This window comes from Chamaesiphon sp. OTE_75_metabat_556, from assembly GCF_031378165.1.
Lineage (GTDB): Bacteria > Cyanobacteriota > Cyanobacteriia > Cyanobacteriales > Chamaesiphonaceae > Chamaesiphon.
Genome location: NZ_JANNDR010000455.1, coordinates 1 through 16,499 on the forward strand (window position 1 = coordinate 1; position 16,499 = coordinate 16,499).

General features: G+C 47.4%; 17 protein-coding genes. 6 read left to right on the forward strand and 11 right to left on the reverse strand.

The window, feature by feature from the left end:
• The 3 genes from RMO27_RS18385 to RMO27_RS18395 form a co-directional block, all read right to left on the reverse strand.
• The coding region (locus RMO27_RS18385) for a GxxExxY protein (RefSeq protein WP_396133754.1) at positions 1–290 on the reverse strand (290 nt) is incomplete at its 3' end.
• A 113-nt stretch (positions 291–403) separates the two neighbouring features.
• Complete coding sequence (locus RMO27_RS18390; RefSeq protein WP_309735200.1) at positions 404–2,131, reverse strand: diflavin flavoprotein; 1,728 nt, start codon at positions 2,129–2,131, stop codon at positions 404–406.
• A 301-nt stretch (positions 2,132–2,432) separates the two neighbouring features.
• Positions 2,433–2,996, reverse strand: coding sequence for a DUF4126 domain-containing protein (locus RMO27_RS18395; RefSeq protein ID WP_309735202.1), 564 nt, complete (start codon positions 2,994–2,996; stop codon positions 2,433–2,435).
• Between the two features lie 172 nt (positions 2,997–3,168).
• Between RMO27_RS18395 and RMO27_RS18400 the strand changes: the two genes are divergently transcribed.
• The 3 genes from RMO27_RS18400 to RMO27_RS18410 all read left to right on the forward strand — a co-directional run bounded on the left by RMO27_RS18400 (position 3,169) and on the right by RMO27_RS18410 (position 6,503).
• On the forward strand, positions 3,169–5,151 hold the full coding sequence (locus RMO27_RS18400; protein ID WP_309735205.1) for an ABC transporter ATP-binding protein: 1,983 nt from the start codon (positions 3,169–3,171) through the stop codon (positions 5,149–5,151).
• Positions 5,152–5,273: 122 nt separating this feature from the next.
• Complete coding sequence (hisG, locus tag RMO27_RS18405; RefSeq protein ID WP_309735207.1) at positions 5,274–5,918, forward strand: ATP phosphoribosyltransferase; 645 nt, start codon at positions 5,274–5,276, stop codon at positions 5,916–5,918.
• 132 nt (positions 5,919–6,050) lie between these two features.
• Positions 6,051–6,503: a transcriptional repressor gene (locus RMO27_RS18410; protein WP_309735209.1), complete on the forward strand. Its 453-nt coding sequence runs from the start codon at positions 6,051–6,053 to the stop codon at positions 6,501–6,503.
• Between the two features lie 81 nt (positions 6,504–6,584).
• On the opposite strand, the gene RMO27_RS18415 is transcribed toward RMO27_RS18410, so the two are convergent.
• Together RMO27_RS18415 and RMO27_RS18420 are read right to left on the reverse strand one after the other, a co-directional pair.
• Complete coding sequence (locus RMO27_RS18415; RefSeq protein ID WP_309735211.1) at positions 6,585–8,096, reverse strand: DASH family cryptochrome; 1,512 nt, start codon at positions 8,094–8,096, stop codon at positions 6,585–6,587.
• 263 nt (positions 8,097–8,359) lie between these two features.
• The gene (locus RMO27_RS18420) at positions 8,360–8,755 is read right to left on the reverse strand and encodes a PadR family transcriptional regulator (RefSeq protein ID WP_309735212.1); all 396 of its coding nucleotides are present in this window, start codon (positions 8,753–8,755) and stop codon (positions 8,360–8,362) included.
• Between the two features lie 328 nt (positions 8,756–9,083).
• Here RMO27_RS18420 and RMO27_RS18425 point away from each other — a divergent pair, with 328 nt between their 5' ends.
• Positions 9,084–9,656: a DUF3611 family protein gene (locus tag RMO27_RS18425; RefSeq protein WP_309735214.1), complete on the forward strand. Its 573-nt coding sequence runs from the start codon at positions 9,084–9,086 to the stop codon at positions 9,654–9,656.
• Between the two features lie 50 nt (positions 9,657–9,706).
• Here RMO27_RS18425 and larE read toward each other — a convergent pair whose 3' ends face one another.
• From larE to RMO27_RS18450, 5 genes are all read right to left on the reverse strand, one after another.
• On the reverse strand, positions 9,707–10,522 hold the full coding sequence (gene larE / locus RMO27_RS18430) for an ATP-dependent sacrificial sulfur transferase LarE (protein WP_309735216.1): 816 nt from the start codon (positions 10,520–10,522) through the stop codon (positions 9,707–9,709).
• Positions 10,523–10,751: 229 nt separating this feature from the next.
• On the reverse strand, positions 10,752–11,099 hold the full coding sequence (locus RMO27_RS18435; protein ID WP_309735218.1) for a hypothetical protein: 348 nt from the start codon (positions 11,097–11,099) through the stop codon (positions 10,752–10,754).
• Positions 11,096–11,416: a DUF5674 family protein gene (locus RMO27_RS18440; protein ID WP_309735223.1), complete on the reverse strand. Its 321-nt coding sequence runs from the start codon at positions 11,414–11,416 to the stop codon at positions 11,096–11,098. The genes RMO27_RS18435 and RMO27_RS18440 overlap by 4 nt, the downstream gene beginning before the upstream one ends.
• Before the next feature lie 104 nt (positions 11,417–11,520).
• Positions 11,521–12,384, reverse strand: a complete 864-nt coding sequence (locus RMO27_RS18445; protein WP_309735226.1) for a M56 family metallopeptidase — start codon at positions 12,382–12,384, stop codon at positions 11,521–11,523.
• A complete protein-coding gene (locus tag RMO27_RS18450) occupies positions 12,384–12,803 on the reverse strand; it encodes a BlaI/MecI/CopY family transcriptional regulator (RefSeq protein ID WP_309735228.1) in 420 nt (139 codons plus the stop codon). Before RMO27_RS18450 ends, RMO27_RS18445 begins: the two co-directional genes overlap by 1 nt.
• 130 nt (positions 12,804–12,933) lie before the next feature.
• Between RMO27_RS18450 and RMO27_RS18455 the strand changes: the two genes are divergently transcribed.
• Positions 12,934–14,997: a TonB-dependent receptor gene (locus tag RMO27_RS18455; RefSeq protein WP_309735231.1), complete on the forward strand. Its 2,064-nt coding sequence runs from the start codon at positions 12,934–12,936 to the stop codon at positions 14,995–14,997.
• Positions 14,998–15,107: 110 nt separating this feature from the next.
• Here RMO27_RS18455 and RMO27_RS18460 read toward each other — a convergent pair whose 3' ends face one another.
• On the reverse strand, positions 15,108–15,500 hold the full coding sequence (locus tag RMO27_RS18460) for a hypothetical protein (RefSeq protein WP_309735233.1): 393 nt from the start codon (positions 15,498–15,500) through the stop codon (positions 15,108–15,110).
• Here RMO27_RS18460 and RMO27_RS18465 point away from each other — a divergent pair.
• Positions 15,487–16,395 (forward strand): TonB family protein, encoded by a 909-nt coding sequence (locus RMO27_RS18465; RefSeq protein WP_309735235.1) that lies wholly within the window; start codon positions 15,487–15,489, stop codon positions 16,393–16,395. The two genes, RMO27_RS18460 and RMO27_RS18465, sit on opposite strands and share 14 nt — an antisense overlap.
• The last annotated feature ends 104 nt before the right edge of the window (positions 16,396–16,499 follow it).

Below are 16,499 nucleotides of genomic sequence, written 5' to 3' on the forward strand. Positions count from 1 at the left end.
ACATTGAAGTTGATGAGGAGGCCGATTTTGCGGTTATGGAGTTTGAGGTAGGTGAGGAGTTGGGCGGAGGCGAGGGGGCTGAGGGATTCGACGGCTTTGATTTCGACGATGACGCGGTCTTCAACGAGTAAATCCAGGCGATAACCACAATCGAGTTTGACTTCCTCATAAATGAGTGGGATTGGTTTTTGTTGTTCGACTTTCAGACCAGCCTTCGTCAACTCATAGCACAAACAAGCCTCATAAGCTGACTCCAATAAACCAGGCCCCAAAACCGTATGCACCTTCATCGCACACCCAATAATCCTCCCCGTCAGATCGTCAACACTCACCAAATAACCTCCTCCGTGCCCCTCCGTGTGTCCTCCGTGTACCTCTGTGTTAAGTACACACCCAAACGCAGCTAGTAGTGATTCCCCACCCGCCGATGATGTACCGCCGTCAATCCCTCCACCTTGGCCACCCGCCCACTATCCACCGTCGCATAGACCACATGATGATCGCCACAAGCCATCCGACTCGCCACCTCACACTCCACATACGCCAATGCATCCTGTAAAATCGGGCTGCCATTCTCTGCCGCCTGAGTCTTCACACCCTCAAATCTGTCCGCCCCAGGCGCAAATCGTTTGAGGAAATGCCGCATTAAGGTCTGGTAATTCCCCTCCTCAAGCATGTTCAAGACAAATTTATCCCCGACTTGCATCAATGAATCGATCGCCCGATCGTTCGATACTGCTATAGTCAAGCCCAATGGTTCAAAGCTGGCCTGCGTCACCCAGGAAGCTAACATGGCACTACTAAAGTCGCCTTTTCGGGCTGTGATAATATACAAGCCGCCGCTAATCCGACCCAAGGCTTTATCGAGGTCGGAATCGAGAGACTTCATCTGTTTGATGGCTTTGTCTTTGGTCAGGAGTTGGCCTAAGTCGGTGCCAGCTTCTTCACACTGTTGATAGATCGCCTCAGTGGGGGTTTCTTTGACCCTGATGGCGGGGAAGGCGATGCTGACACCAATTCCTCGGAATTTACTAACTAAGGGGTCTACAGGCTCATCATCGCCACCGTAGGATTCAAATAGGCCGATTGTTTGTTTGGTTTTGGCAGCAACTAGAATAGTCCCGATCGCGGCTTGGGCTAATGTGGCGATTTTACCGTGTCCGGGGGGCATCCCGATCGCAATCCCGGCACTGCGCCCGACGAGTTCTTGGACTTCTTGGGGGTCGGCGGAGGTGAGATCCATCATTTCGACGGCGACGCCGGTTTTGGTGATACCGCGTGAGAGGGCTTGGGAGAGCCGGTCGCTATAGCCATAGTCGGCGACGTAGAAGACGGCGACGCTGGTTTCGGCTTTGGCTTTGAGCTGCGACCAGTCTTGATACCGTCCGACGAGTTCGCCGACGTTGTAGCGCAATAAGGGGCCGTGTCCGTTGGCAATCGTGCCGACGGTGGGGAGTTCGCCCATCCGTTTGAGGGCGGATAATACTGATCGCGCGTTGGGTGCCATCAAGCATTCATAATAAAACCGATAGTCGGGTTCGATTTTGGCGAGATCTTCGTCGAAGACGGCTTCGGAGCAATAGTGCATCCCAAAGGCATCGCAAGTGTACAGGATCTGGGTACCGCGATCGAAGCTGAAGATCGTATCGGGCCAATGTAAATTCGGCGCAATTACAAATTCGATCTCGTGTCCTTGTCCCAAATCGAGGACGTCGCCGTTTTTAATAATTTGTTTGGTAAACGGTTGATGGACGAAGTTTTCCAGGAATTGAATCGCGACTTTGCTACCGACGACAGTGACATTGGGTGCTAGAGCCAAGATATCTCGGACTAACCCACTATGGTCGGGTTCGGTATGACTGATAATCAAGTAATCGAGCTGGCTGGGATCGATTTGACCCTTGAGGGTATCGAGATAAAGTTGGCGAAATTTTTCGTGGGAGGTATCTACTAAGGCGAGTTTGTCGCCGCGAATAATAAAGGAGTTATAGGTAGTACCATTTTGCAATCCAAATTCAATATCGAACCTGTCGCGCTCCCAGTCTAACGAGCGAATCGTGGTAGTATCCTCGGCAATCGCTTCAACCTGGATCGTCAAACGTTTTTGGGCTTTATCGGTTAGTAGTACCATCGTGCTTTACCTCTACCTGTTCGACTCGTTTAGGTGTTTGTTCCTATTGTGACACGATCTTTTTAGCACTTTGGATCGGAAAAACTAGCGATCGAGATAATCTAGACTAATCGATCGAGGAATTAGGGTTTAGGTTTTAGGCGGGGAGGGAGTGGATAGTGAATAGTGGATAGTGGATAGTGAATAGTGAATAGTGGATAGTTAAAATGTTTGGAACTATCTCCCCGTCCCCCAGTCCCCCAGTCCCTCCGTCTCCGCTCCTAACTTCGTTTTCAACTTTCAACTTTCAACTTTTAACCCCCTACCGATCGACCTGTTTTTTCCCTTCTTTATACCACTGATACCAACTTTGAGAACTCCGCATGGCTAGCCACAATAGCAGCAGGGCGATCAGGCCGCCAGAATTGGGTGCTTTGAAGGCAAATAGCACCAGCAGCACGCACAAAATATCTTCGATGAGTACTGCCCAAGTGGGCAATCCTTGGAGTCGATAGAACCAACCTACTTTCACCAGTTGCAACACTAGCGCGAATAAGCCACCGACTGTACCGAGAATCCAGATCAGATTGGGTGGTTCGAGCTTTAAGATCCTCGCTACTGCCATCGCCATCACCGCACCGACGAGGGGACTAAAGGCTAGTTCGACAAATTGCAACAGTCGTTGTCCCCATAGTTGTTTGGACACAAATAGTTCGAGCAATGTCCACGCGGTGAGGACGGCGATCAGCACCGGTGGTTGGATGCGACTTAAGAGTGGTACTTGCTGCCACAAATCCCCCTGGATTAAACCAATTACTAACAGTGGGAGGGCGATACGCATTCCAGCAGCCGCAGATACCGATAGTACCGCCAAGATTCCAATCATGAATTTTTCTGCTGTCGAAAGTCGATCTTCTAGCTATTAGCGACCAGTTTAGCAGCTTGGATGTGCCCTAATTTTCGATTAGTTAATGTTAAACTGAGCATCAAATCGCGAGCGATCGATATTGTCAGATCGAAATACTCGATCGCCTCAACCTTATTTTATCCCTATCCCTATGACCGATTCTTCTTACGCTTCGCGAACAGAGCGGCTCCCCCACCGTCCAACCGTTCTTGATGTTCGTAATTTACGGGTAGAATTTTTAGGTGCCCAGCAACCCGCGATCGATGGGATTTCGTTGACGCTTCAACCTGGGCAAACGCTGGGAATTGTGGGGGAATCGGGTTCGGGAAAGTCGGTGACGTCGCTGGCGATAATGGGATTGCTGCCCAACTCGGCGCGGGTTACATCTGGTGAGGTGTGGTTTCAGGATGGGGTGGGATCGACCCCCGAACGAGCTGTCGATTTATTGCAATTACTACCATCCCAACTGGCGGGTTATCGCGGCGACCGGATGGCGATGATTTTTCAAGAGCCGATGAGCGCGCTCAATCCGGTATTTACGATCGGTTATCAACTAATAGAAGCAATTACCCAACACCAATCGGTCTCAACAGCAGAAGCGCGGCGGTTAGCAGTCTTTAGTTTGCAAGAGGTCAAATTAATCCCTAGCGACGATCGGTTGCGGGCAGAATATTTAGCCAGCATTGAGTCGAGTAATTCTAAAAAACATCCTGACGATATCTCGTTGGCTCCGCCGAGCGATCGCGAACTCAATCAAATTATTAACGCGCAAAAATTAGCTTGGTTGGAACGTTATCCCCACCAACTTTCGGGCGGACAATTGCAACGAGTAACGATCGCGATGGCGATTTCTTGTAATCCGACTTTATTAATTGCTGACGAACCGACAACCGCTCTAGATGTCACCGTTCAAGCTACTATTCTCGAACTCCTCCAAGAATTACGCGACAGGCGTGGGATGGCGATGATTTTCATCACGCACGATCTGGGGATTATCGCCGAGATTGCTGATGTAGTAGCGGTGATGTATAAGGGTAAAATCGTCGAATGTCAACCGATCGTCGAGCTATTTCAAAATCCAGTCCATCCTTACACTAAGAGTCTCCTAGCATGTCGGCCACGTCTCGATCGTGAGTCCAAGATTTTACCAACGATTCGGGATTTTATGGAAGAGCAGGTTGATGCTAATGGGGTAGTGAAGATTGTCGAAAAAGTTCAGCCAGCCGCCGTTATCAATCAAGATATTCCCGTGAATATTCGCCCATTGACAACGCCAACTATCGAGCATAAATCCACCCCAATTTTATCAGTTAGAAATTTAAAAGTTGGCTTTCCCGCCCAAGGCATGTTTGGTAAAGATCGCCAGCAATATACATGGGCAGTTGACGATATTGATTTTGATGTTTATCCAGGTGAAACACTTGGATTAGTCGGTGAATCTGGCTGCGGTAAAAGTACCCTCGCGCGAACGATCTTGAGATTAATCGAACCGCAACAAGGCTCGATCGAATTTCATGGCCAAGATATCACTACGCTCCACGGCGAAGCGATGCAAATTCTCCGACGAGACTTGCAAATTATCTTCCAAAATCCATTTAGTGCCCTCAATCCTCGGATGAATATTCGCGATTTGATTATCGAACCGCTAGTGATTCATCGCACGATTAAAAGCAAATCGCAACGCCAAGAACGGGCGGAGTATCTCTTACAACGAGTTGGTTTGAGTTCAGACTATCTCAACTCCTATCCCCACCAACTATCCGGCGGTCAACGTCAGCGCGTCTGTATCGCCCGTGCCCTGGCTCTCAATCCCAAATTCATCATCTGTGATGAGTCCGTATCCGCCCTCGACGTCTCCGTGCAGGCACAAGTCCTAAACCTGCTCAAAGAATTACAAGGCGAATTCAATCTCACCTATATTTTTATCTCCCACGACCTGAGTGTGGTCAAGTTTATGAGCGATCGGATTATGGTGATGAATCGCGGTAAAATCGAAGAACTTGAAGCGGCTGCCACTATCTACAAATCTCCCAACACCGAATACACCCGCAAACTAATTGCCGCTATCCCCCTCGGCACAATCGATCGCATCATCCATCAACAAAATAGTAGAAGACTGGTTGCAAGTGAATGAGTGAATAGTGAATAGTGGATAGTGAATAGTGAATAGTGAATAGTGAATAGAGTTTGAATATCATCACTAGTACGTCCCCCAGTCCCCCAGTCCCCCAGTCTCCCCATCCCCCTATCCCCTAAATGATTACCGTAGCCTTACCAAAAGGTGGTTTGCTCAAAGATTGTATCCAGCTATTTCAGACTGTTGGTTTAGACTTTAGTGCCTTCCTGGAAAAAGACAATCGCCAACTCCAGATCGTCGATCCGACCAATCGAGCAAAAGCTTTATTAGTACGCAATCATGATGTCCCCGTGTATGTGGAATACGGACAAGCGCAATTGGGGGTGGTCGGTTATGATGTCCTGCGCGAAAAAACGCCTCAAGTCGCCCAATTAGTCGATCTCAAGTTTGGGACGTGTCGATTATCGGTCGCTGTTAAAGCCAGTAGTCCCTACCGGAATAGTTTGGATTTACCCGCACATGGTCGCGTCGCTTCGACCTTCGTGCATTGTGCTCGCGAGTACTTCGATAGCATCGATTTACCTGTCGAAATCGTCCCCTTATCTGGTTCGGTAGAATTAGGTCCGATTACTGGCATGTCAGAAGCAATTATCGATCTGGTTTCGACGGGCAAAACGCTCAGAGAGAACGGTTTGATCGAGATTGAAACGCTCTTTCATAGCAGTGCCAGACTAATCGCCCATCCGCTCAGTTATCGCTTAGATCGCGATGACCTCAGTGATTTAGTCACCCAGATTCGATCGCATTCACTAGTAAATATTTAGGTAAGTATTACTAATAGTAACTGAGGTAAAACATAGACTTAAAAGAGAGTTATTCTCAATAAGGCTTGCTTCTTGCAAATAGGCCCCAAGTCCGATATGATAAGAATTGACTATCGAAATCAGGTGATGAGCATGTCATTCTATACAGCAGACTCTCTCAAAGCTGAGTTACATGAAAGAGGCTGGCGACTGACGCCCCAACGTGAAGTCATTCTCGATATTTTTCAGAATTTAGCTGCTGGCAAACATCTCAGTGCCGAAGAGCTATATGAACTGCTCAAAAGTGAAGGGCACGATATCAGTTTATCCACTATCTACCGCACCGTCAAACTGATGGCGCGGATGGGGATTTTGCGCGAGTTGGAACTGGCGGAAGACCATAAACACTATGAAATCAATCAACCCTATCACCATCACCATCATCTCATCTGCGTTCGCTGCAATCAAACGATCGAATTTAAAAACGAATCAGTCTTGAAAATCGGCGATAAAACTTCTAAAAAAGAAGGCTATCATCTCCTCGATTGTCAGTTGACGATTCATGCAGTTTGTCCGAGTTGTCAGCGATCGATTTTACCAGTTTAGGAATTAGGTTTTAGGCTTTAGGATAGATGAGCATCCATAATTTACTACTCAATCTATGCTTGTCAAATACATAGATCTACTTTACTTAGAACGACGTTTGGGAATGGGGCGATTGCTGGAACTAGTCGGCATGTCGAAAGCCAGATTATAAATTAGTTCATTCGATCGAGCGGACTTGAATAAATCTACTACTGGTTGGGGATAATCTACCCCGATTCGCACGCCAAATCTTTCTTGTTCGACTGGTAAAAGTTTCCAAGGTTCGTGTACTTTAGCTGCGGGAATTTGGGCTAGTTCGGGGAGCCAATGTTTGACGTATTTACCCTCGCGATCGTAATCTTGGGACTGTTTGATGATATTAAAAAACCGAAAACCGCGCGCATCATTTCCCACGCCAGCAGTATAGTTCCAATTACCCCAATTGCTACAAACGTCGTAATCGATCAGTAACGATTCAAACCATTCGGCACCCATCCGCCAATCGATACCCAGATTCTTGGTGAGGAAACTAGCAACGTTTTGGCGACCGCGATTGGACATGTATCCAGTAGCGGCGATCTCGCGCATATTCGCATCTACCAGCGGAAATCCGGTTTTACCCTCTCGCCACAAATCAAATCGCTCCCAATCTTGCTGCCAGCTCAGATCCACTCCTTGGAGTCCCGATCGTTTGAAGATATCGTTACCATGTTTGGCACAAATAAATCGAAAATAATCACGCCATAATAATTCAAAAATCAACCAATAAGTCGAATCATTCTCGATCCGTTCGTCCTCATATTTTTTGACTTGGGCGGCAATGTACCGAGGGGACAGACAGCCCAACGCCAGCCACGCGGAAAATTTGGAAGAGTAGTCTGCACCCAACATGCCATTGCGAGTTTCTTTGTAGATCCGCAAGCGATCGTGTTGCCAGATATAGTTATCCAATCGCTCGATTCCAGCCGTTTCACCACCGTGATATGCCAAAACGCCCCGCGAGTCAAATTGAGGTGCTTCCAGCCCCAAATCGGCCAAACTGGGTAGATGTCCGAGATCCAGATCTACCAGTAGCGGTGGTAAACTGGCTGGTGTGGCTAAAGCTGGTTGAAGCTGGCACTCGCGCTCGATATCTTTCCGAAATTTGGTAAATAGTTCGGGCAGATCGGATAGCGAAAATGGCAAATCGTCGATGTGATAGAGGGTGTGACCCCAAAAAGATCGCAGGTTGACGTCTTCTGCTGGTAACGCTGCGGCTAGTGCCTGCTCGACCGCCAATTCTTCGCTGGTGACTTCACGTTGGTAATAAACGTCGGTAATCTTCAAGCTCTGGACTAGTTCGGGAATAATTAGTTCGGGTAAACCCCGTCGCACGACTAAATTACTCCCGTGAGTCTGATAGGACTGCCGGAGATCGGCAACGCTTTCGAGGAGGAATTGTGCGCGAAATTTACCCGTTTTGGAAAATCCAAACTGCGTCTGCCCAAATTGGCGATCGTCAAAGCAATATAAGGGGATTACGCTATCACTAGCTTGGAGTGCCTGAGTTAGCGGTTGATTATCATGCAAGCGCAGATCGTTGCGATGCCAGAGTAAAATCCGTCGATTAGCCATGCTTGCAATAGTTGAGAGTTAAGAATTGAGGCTCGATTCGGCTGTGGGAAAATTTTCGACTTGCTCATTGATGTCGAAAATCAAATCCTGAATGTCGGTTTAGGCGATCGTCGCTACCTCCAATTTAGATCGATGCCACAATTTAAGCTAGGAAATTTGACAAACAAAAAAGCAGGTATGTTACCTGCCGATCGTTTACTATTCAAATTTAAAATGGGGATAGCAGACGAGAGCGAAATCTCATCCGCTATCCCCATGTTTAGCTAGCTACCGACGGATAATGCGCGACTATCGAAAGCAGATGTATTCTTAGCTGTCGGATGACCGCTAGAATATCGTTGCCAGAAGTGGGCAAGTTCCTTGGCTTTAGCCGTCCATTCCGGATCGATTTGATACATCCGGCGCGGACGACCGCGACCTTCTACTTTTTTCCAGTAGCCAACGATCGTGCCGTTCGCTTCCAAAAATTTAATCGCACTATACAAAACGGTATCTGAAAGGCGGTAGGTTGAAGATTCGTGCTCCAGTCTAGCGATCAATTCAGTACCATAAGAATCGTCTTGAAGCAAAATGTCGAGAATGTAACAAACCGCCAACTCTTGATTGAGGTAGAGTGGTGGCGGGTTGCGGAAAAAGCAGTAGATATCTTCAAAGTTCATAGCTATTACAACCTTATAATGTTGGTAAACCCATTTTTACTTAGGTTTCAATCCTTACCAAGCCCGAAAGCTCGATAGAATATCGATCGTGTAAATGTTGCTTTTGTAAATTGAGAACAGATCTGTCAAAACAAGACAGGAGTAAAATTATGGAGTATGTCCATCAGAACGAGTCAATTCTCTACAGAGACGCTGCGCGAGCGATTCGTCCCAGCCGATGCGCGAACAAATATAGGTACCCAGTTTCTAGCTTAACTCATTCAATTTATGTCCAGGGACAATTATTCTATTTTCTTATTGATAACTTCTTATTACTTAACTAATATTTATGTCAGACTTGGAAATTAACGGTAACACCCCCCAAACAGTTAGAAAAATTGCCGCCCAGCTCCGGAGGGTCGGTTGGGCTGGCTTTTGGTTGCAACTTGCCCTGGCAGTAGTTGCCAGTTTGATCTTTCTATTTGCGATTCCCCTCGCCAGTACTGGGGCGACTAATCCTGGTACGGGTGGCAGTCTGCTATTTGCGGTAGGTGGGTTGCTGGTGCTATACGTGAGCACTTACTGGTCATTTCGCTATGTGATGACTTCCCGCAAGCTCAAGAATCCCGATCTGCGTCCGAAGCGAGCAGCGACAATCAAACTCGTCCAGTGGGGACTGATCTCTTCGGTGCTGGGGATGGGGTCGAGTGTGATGGCCGCAGAATCGATCGCGGGGACACTACTGGGGAAATCACTCTCTTCCTCGATCGGGTTTGCCACCTTTAGTGCTGATGCCCTGAGTAAAATTATTCAACCATTGGATATTTTGATCGTGCTGGCGAATACTCACATCATTACCGCTCATTTTATCGCGATCGTCTGTTCGTTGTGGTTACTCGATCGACTCAATAAGCAGGGGTAATTAGTTGATAGTTGATAGTTGATAGTTGATAGTCAATCGCTAGATCCAGCTTAATTAGCGACTTGGGGGATTGCCTGATTTAATTTGCCGCTGCGATATCCTTCTAGATCGAGAGTGACGTAAACAAATCCGAACGACCGAAAGGTTTCTGTCAATTCAATTAAATTTGTATTAGCTACAAACTGCTGAATTAATTCGGCTGGTAATTCGATTTTGGCGGTATCCTCACTCGATCGTACGCGAACATTTTCATATCCCAACCTGCGTAAATAGATCTCCGTTCTACCCACGCGATTTAACTTCGGAATCGTGATTTCTTCACCATAAGGAAATCGCGAACTCAGGCAAGGTTGAGCGGGTTTATTCCAACAGGACAAACCTAGAAACTTAGCAATCTCGCGGACTTCCATTTTCGTAATAGCTAGTTCGGCTAAAGGCGATCGTGCCCCCCGTTCTTGGGCGGCTTGAATTCCTGGGCGGTAGTCTTGCAAGTCATCAGCATTAACACCATCGACGACATAACTATAGCCGAGTTTCAATCCTAAAGGCTTGAGTGTATCGTGGAGTTCGCTCTTACAAAAATAGCAACGATTGACGGGATTGGATGAATAATTAGGATTGTCCATTTCGTGAGTTTCGACAATCTGATGCGCGATCCCGATCGATCTAGCTTGCTCGATCGCATCTTCTAATTCTTCAGGTAATAATGATGGTGATTTGGCAGTGACAGCCAAGGCTCTATCGCCTAAAACATCATAGGCAACTTTGGCAACTAAGGTACTATCAATCCCACCAGAATAAGCAATTAACGCTCGATCCATTTCGACAAATAGATTGCGAAGTCGTTCTAATTTTAGTTCTAACATTCGATCGGATTAATCTCGTATCATTACAATATTTGCTATCTTTAATTATATCAAATCTGTCGCAGCGCGGGAAATCTGTCACTATATTTTCTCCTTGAGGGGATGTGATTTATAGCGATTGGTAGGGGAGGTCGGGTTTGAATTAGATTTTTATTACATTCGATATTGATGGCATAAACCCGACCCTACAAATGGCGTAATCTATTTGCATACGGTAATTTGAAAAATATCAAACCAGAACGATAGACATTTCTTGGATTCTATTTGCCCAAATTAAACACAAAGCTGATATTTCTTGATGACTTATATTGCTATTCCAGATCTCATCCCAATGAATATGCCATTGGGACAGTTGGCGTTGCATTTGTGCTAGCTCGAAGGCACTATCTATATCTAAATCGATCGCTGTTAATTCTAGAAAAGCCTTATTTTCTCTCAAAATTGCTAATACTGTCTCTCCCTCAACATTCTGGGCACTCAGAGATCCCATAAGAGTCAAGTTCTGTGCCAGTTGCTCCATTCGTACAGATAATCTTTGGCATCGAAATGCTATTTCTGCTTCAGTCCAATTATTCATAAGTCTTCTAACAAATGGTGGATGACTCGGGCAACTTGCTCGCGGATCGAGGGATCTAAAATTTCCATCGATCTATTTTGACGCGGACGGAGGTTAACCATTGATTCATAGAAAATTTCTTGAGAAATTGGATTCCAACTTGCACCCCAAATATCTGTTTGTTGACTGCCATTATCGAGTAGAACTATTTCACAGTCCGAGTGCATTTCACCACCACCTGCCAAGATTTGAAGCTGGATATCTACAACTGTTTTAATATAGTAGCGATTGGCTTGAAGCATCTGAGCGATCTGGTCGGGCGTTGCAGGTTGCTGCAAGATGTGAATGAGCAAGGGTGGCAATCTGAATCAATTTTCTCTAGGCTACCAGATTTTAGTTCTTCTCGATCTTCGGTCGATCGAGATTCGCTCTAACATTTAAGCTAGCTATGAAAAGGAATGGTGAGTAATGGCAATACCGCGACGAGCAACCATGCCCATGCAGATATATAGTGGCGCGGTTCGACATCAGTATCGGTTTCAGGGTGGGTTGTTACCCGATCGAGCAGGGCGTCAATCCTTTGGGTAAGCCGATCTGGCGAGACAGCTTGACTAAATGCAGCACAGATATTTTCCGTAAATACTGGCGTGTTTTGGACGATCGCGAGGAGGGCGGTGGCGACGACGAGGGGATCGGTACGATCGGCTGCCCAGCGATCGGCGCGGAGTTCTCTCAAGATGATGAGTTGTTGCCAGATCGCTTCAGTTTGCGGTAGCCATGCGGTCATCTGTCGCAGCCACCCCAGCCAGAAAAAACACCAGGTATCGCGGTAATGATAATGTGCTTGCTCGTGTGCCAAAACTGCGGCTAGCTGCTCGGTAGTGAGAGTGTCTAGTAAACCCTGAGTGATGACCAATTCTGGTTCCCAAAAGCCGATTTGGGCACTATGGGGCGTAGCAATGTCGAGCAGGCGAACGTTGCTCGCTCCCAATGTGACGATCGAGTAAGTGCGGATCTGGTGGAGCATCCGCCAACCGGAACTAGCCAGATCGAGTAAGTTAATGACAGCGTAGCCTAAAAAGCCGATTGCCAGAGCATAGCTCAACCAGTCATTTCCTACCCACACCATCCGGCCGTGGGGTCCCATCCAAATGATGGAGATCGCACTAGTAAATAGCGACAGGGGCGGCAATAAAAAGATGACTAGGGTTGTTTGCCCGACACAATTGTGACGATCGGTTGCCGACCAAGTGCATCGCAGTAGCCAAACAATCGTCAAAATAGCTGTTAACACAATTAGATGCATTACTGTTCCTCCTGAGCCTTGCGGATGGCGGTGAGTTTTTGGGCGATCGCTTCGATTTGGTCGATACTAGCGCGATCGAGATCGTCAGCAAAAGCGGCAACTATATCGGGATTGCCGATCGCCAAAAATTGCTGTAACTGTTCGTAGGCTTGAATGGCTTGGGCTTGAGCTTCTGAAAGTAGCGGTTGCCAAATGAAGCTACGTTCTTGACGATCGCATTTGAGCCAGCCTTTTTGAGTGAGTCGATTGAGGACGGTAGTCACCGAAGCATACGCTAATTCCCGATCGGGATCGCTCAAAATCTGATCGTGAATATCTTTGACTGTCGCTGAATCCAATTCCCACACAATTTTGAGAATTTCTGTTTCTAATGGCCCCAGGGAGAGCTGTTTGGGTCGGTATTTGGGTAAAGGAACCATGCCATGTTTATGCGAGCTTTTCCCTAGATTACCGCAAGAATCGACTTGAGAGGTTTGACGGCCTGTCTTTTGACAGTAGCGACAATTCCACCCACAATCTTCAAGGGGTTAGCAAGACACGTCAGTGCCAGTGCGAACCGCATTCGGTAGGTGGTTATTGCCGAAATCTTTTCAAAAAGGTGTAAATATCTTGATTCGACAAATTAATTGGCTGGTGACGATCGTGAATAGATTAGTGGTGATGTCGATCGCGATCAGTTGTGCCGGATCGATTGTTGCCGATGACCGCTGCGTAAAGGCGGCACCACTGCCAACTGATGCCGCAGAACCAGAATTGACGATCGACATTACTGGCGAACGGCGGATCGAATTGCCCAAGTCTGCGCCAATTTACACGATCGAGCGGCAACAAATCGATCGCCAAGGCGCGAAAAATGCCGCTGATGCCCTCAATAATTTACCAGGCTTTGCGATTAATGATGTCGGTTATGGGGCAGATATTCACACCGGAACTTATTATCGTGGGGCATCGACGAACCAATTTATTATCCTGCTCAATGGTCGCTCGATCGGCACTAATGTAAGTACTTATCATGGAGCGACCGATCTCAATAGTATTCCCGTCGATGCAATCGATCGGATCGAACTTTCTAGTGGTGCGAGTAATATTATCTATGGTTCGGAAGCCTTCGGGGGCGTGGTAAATATTATCACTAAGACTTATAAAGGCAAGCCAGAAACCAATGTATCGGCAGAACTCGGCTCCTATGGTCGGCAGGATTATCGAGCGAGTTATACAGGTGGCAGTCGGCAATTAAACTATCGAATTGGTGTCGAAAAATATAAAATTGATAACAACTATAGCGTCCCCGTTGGTGCTGCCAATCGCGATGCCACCACCGGTAAACTAATTAATGCCGATACAGATAGAACTAGTTATTCTGGGAATATTTCAGCGGCAATTAACGATCGTCACCAGCTCGATTTTGATGTTACCAAAATCACTAGTCGGCGGGGTCTAATCTACTTTGGATTTCCCTCCCAACTCGATAGATTGAATCATGACGCACTCAATTTCGGCTTGAATTGGCGATCTCAACTCAGCAGCGACCAAAGTTCGATTCTCAATACCACCATTAGTTATAACCAAGATTATTTTAATACCTATGGGCCTAGTGGTACCAATAGCCGTACGGGTACGCTCGATACCCAAGCTGTCACTGGCAAAATCGACCACAACTGGAAAACTTCGACAACTAATACCCTCCGATGGGGTGGTGAAGTCCAAAATCGGCAACTCAGTGGCTCGTCAGTTAGTACCGTTCCCGCCCGGATTGCTTTTAATGATGTCGAAAATCGGAATGTTTTCAATACGGCTCTATTTGCTGTCGATACTTGGAAAATTACCGACAGAGTCGCTGTAGATTTAGGCTTCCGACAAAACTTTAACTCGCAATTTGGTAATTATCTCAATCCCAGTCTTGGCTCCCGTTGGGATATTGCGCCTAATTTAGCCCTCCGCGCCTCCGTCGCAGGTGCCCAACGCAACCCCGGACTCGACCAACTCTATCTCTATGATACCGTCCACGGCTGGTTCCCCAATCCCAATCTCAAACCAGAAACGGGTGCCACCTGGACGGCGGGTTTCGATCTGGCATTTAGTCCCACATCTACGGGGACGATTACCTACTTTGGGAGCAATCTCAACGATCGATTAGCGACTCAGGCAGTGAGTTCGACTGTCACCCAGTGGGCGAATATCGGGCAGGTAAGCACCAATGGCATCGAAATCGGCTTCAAGCAACAACTCACACCCCAATGGTCGGCATTTGCCAACTATACTTACACTGACGCTAAAATTCAAACAGGTACCGATCGGGGCTTGCAGTTGGCTTTAGTACCCTATTCTGTCGCTCAGTTGGGCATCGGCTATGCCAATCAAGGCTGGGAAGTCAATCTCCTCACTAACTACAATGCGGGAACGCGCCGCGCCTTATTTGCCAGCACCAATCAAACTAGTACCGATTTTGTGCCATCTTTCTTCAATTTGGATCTGGGCGCACGGATACCAGTGAGCGAGAGGATCGGACTCAATCTCTATGTTGAAAATCTCGCTGACGTTCAGTACGAAAAAGTCAATCGGATTTATAGCCCTGGGAGAACTTATCGAATTGGGGTTTCCGCTAATTTCTAAAAGTATATGCGATCGTCTAATCACCACAATTCTCGACAACTGAGATCGATCCTCGCCATTGGGTTTGGTAGTTCGTCGCTGCTCCATCTCGGCTTGATCTGGGGGCTTGCTCACTGGTGGCAACCAGCGAGCACGGGAGATGAACCGATCGAAATTACGCTAGTCGAACCCGTAGAGATCGCACCAGTAAAATCGACACCACCGATCGAGATTGCCTCAAAACCCGCTATTAACCAGCCGCTGAGTCCAGTTATTCCCACGCCGACACCAACCAAGATCGTGCCAGCAATCGTCAAGAGATCGAGTGCCCCCAAGCGGGTTAAATCTCCGCCAAAACAGACCGTCATCAAGCCCAAATCCACTCCCACAGGCATCGGAGTCAAGCCATCATCCACACCGAAACCACTATCCCCTGCAATCGCGATCGCCACTATCAAGATTTTCAAGCCAGGATCGCCACCAACTAAACCCAAAGCCCAGCCGAACCGGATGCCGATCAGCAAGGCTAATTTACCCTTCCCCAGCAATTTCGGTGCAGCCGTGCGGGACGATCGATCGTCGTCACCCCCAACTAGATCTTTCTCCTTCCCGATCTCACCAAAACCTCAATCCACAGCTAAATTTACCCCGACACCAGTTAATTCACCCATTCCCGCTCGATCTGACTCATCAGAACAAGCGAGAGCATCGAATCCGCTACCAGCCAATCCTTTACCCAGCCCCACACCGCTGACATCAGATCGATCGATCGAACCGATTCAGCCCACCCCCGCAATATCAAAGCCACTAACGAGATCGGCTAACAATCTCCAGCAACCAAAAGATCCGCCCAGATCGATTGTCAGCATGACAGGCTCCGCCAACGACAATCCGCTGGTAGGTAGTAATAATGCTCGACAGGTTAAACCCAGTAATCCGACTGGTGGCGGCGTGGTACCCAAGCAAAGCGGCACTAATCCAGTTAATAGCAGCGCGATGTCGTCCACCAATACCAGCGGAGATCGCTCTAATACCAACAATGGTGCCTCAACAGGTAATCCAGGAGCTGTGAATGCTGTAGGTAAAGCCGATGGCAAGATTGGTGGCGTGGCAACTGGCAACAATTCCGGCAATGGATCTGGTAATTCCGGTAATGGATCTGGTAATTCTGGGTTGCAGTGTATTCAGAATTGCCAAATTGCCAAACTGCAAGATTTACAAGATCGCGATAGCGGCAAAGATCGGCTCAGAATTCGGGTGACGATCGATGCTAATGGAATTGTTACTGCTGCCGAAATTGCCAAATCGAGTGGCAATCCCCAACTCGATCAAACTGTCCTAAACGGGATCGAGCGAATGCAATTCCAGCCATCTGGCAAACCGATCAAAGGCATTATTCGCGCCAATATTTTCTTGTAACTCGATCGTTTGTTAATGCAATTAAAACACAAATTATTATCCCTAACTTATGGACATCAGTAAACTATTTACATCACGACACCCCCTGCTGCAAATAGTTTACT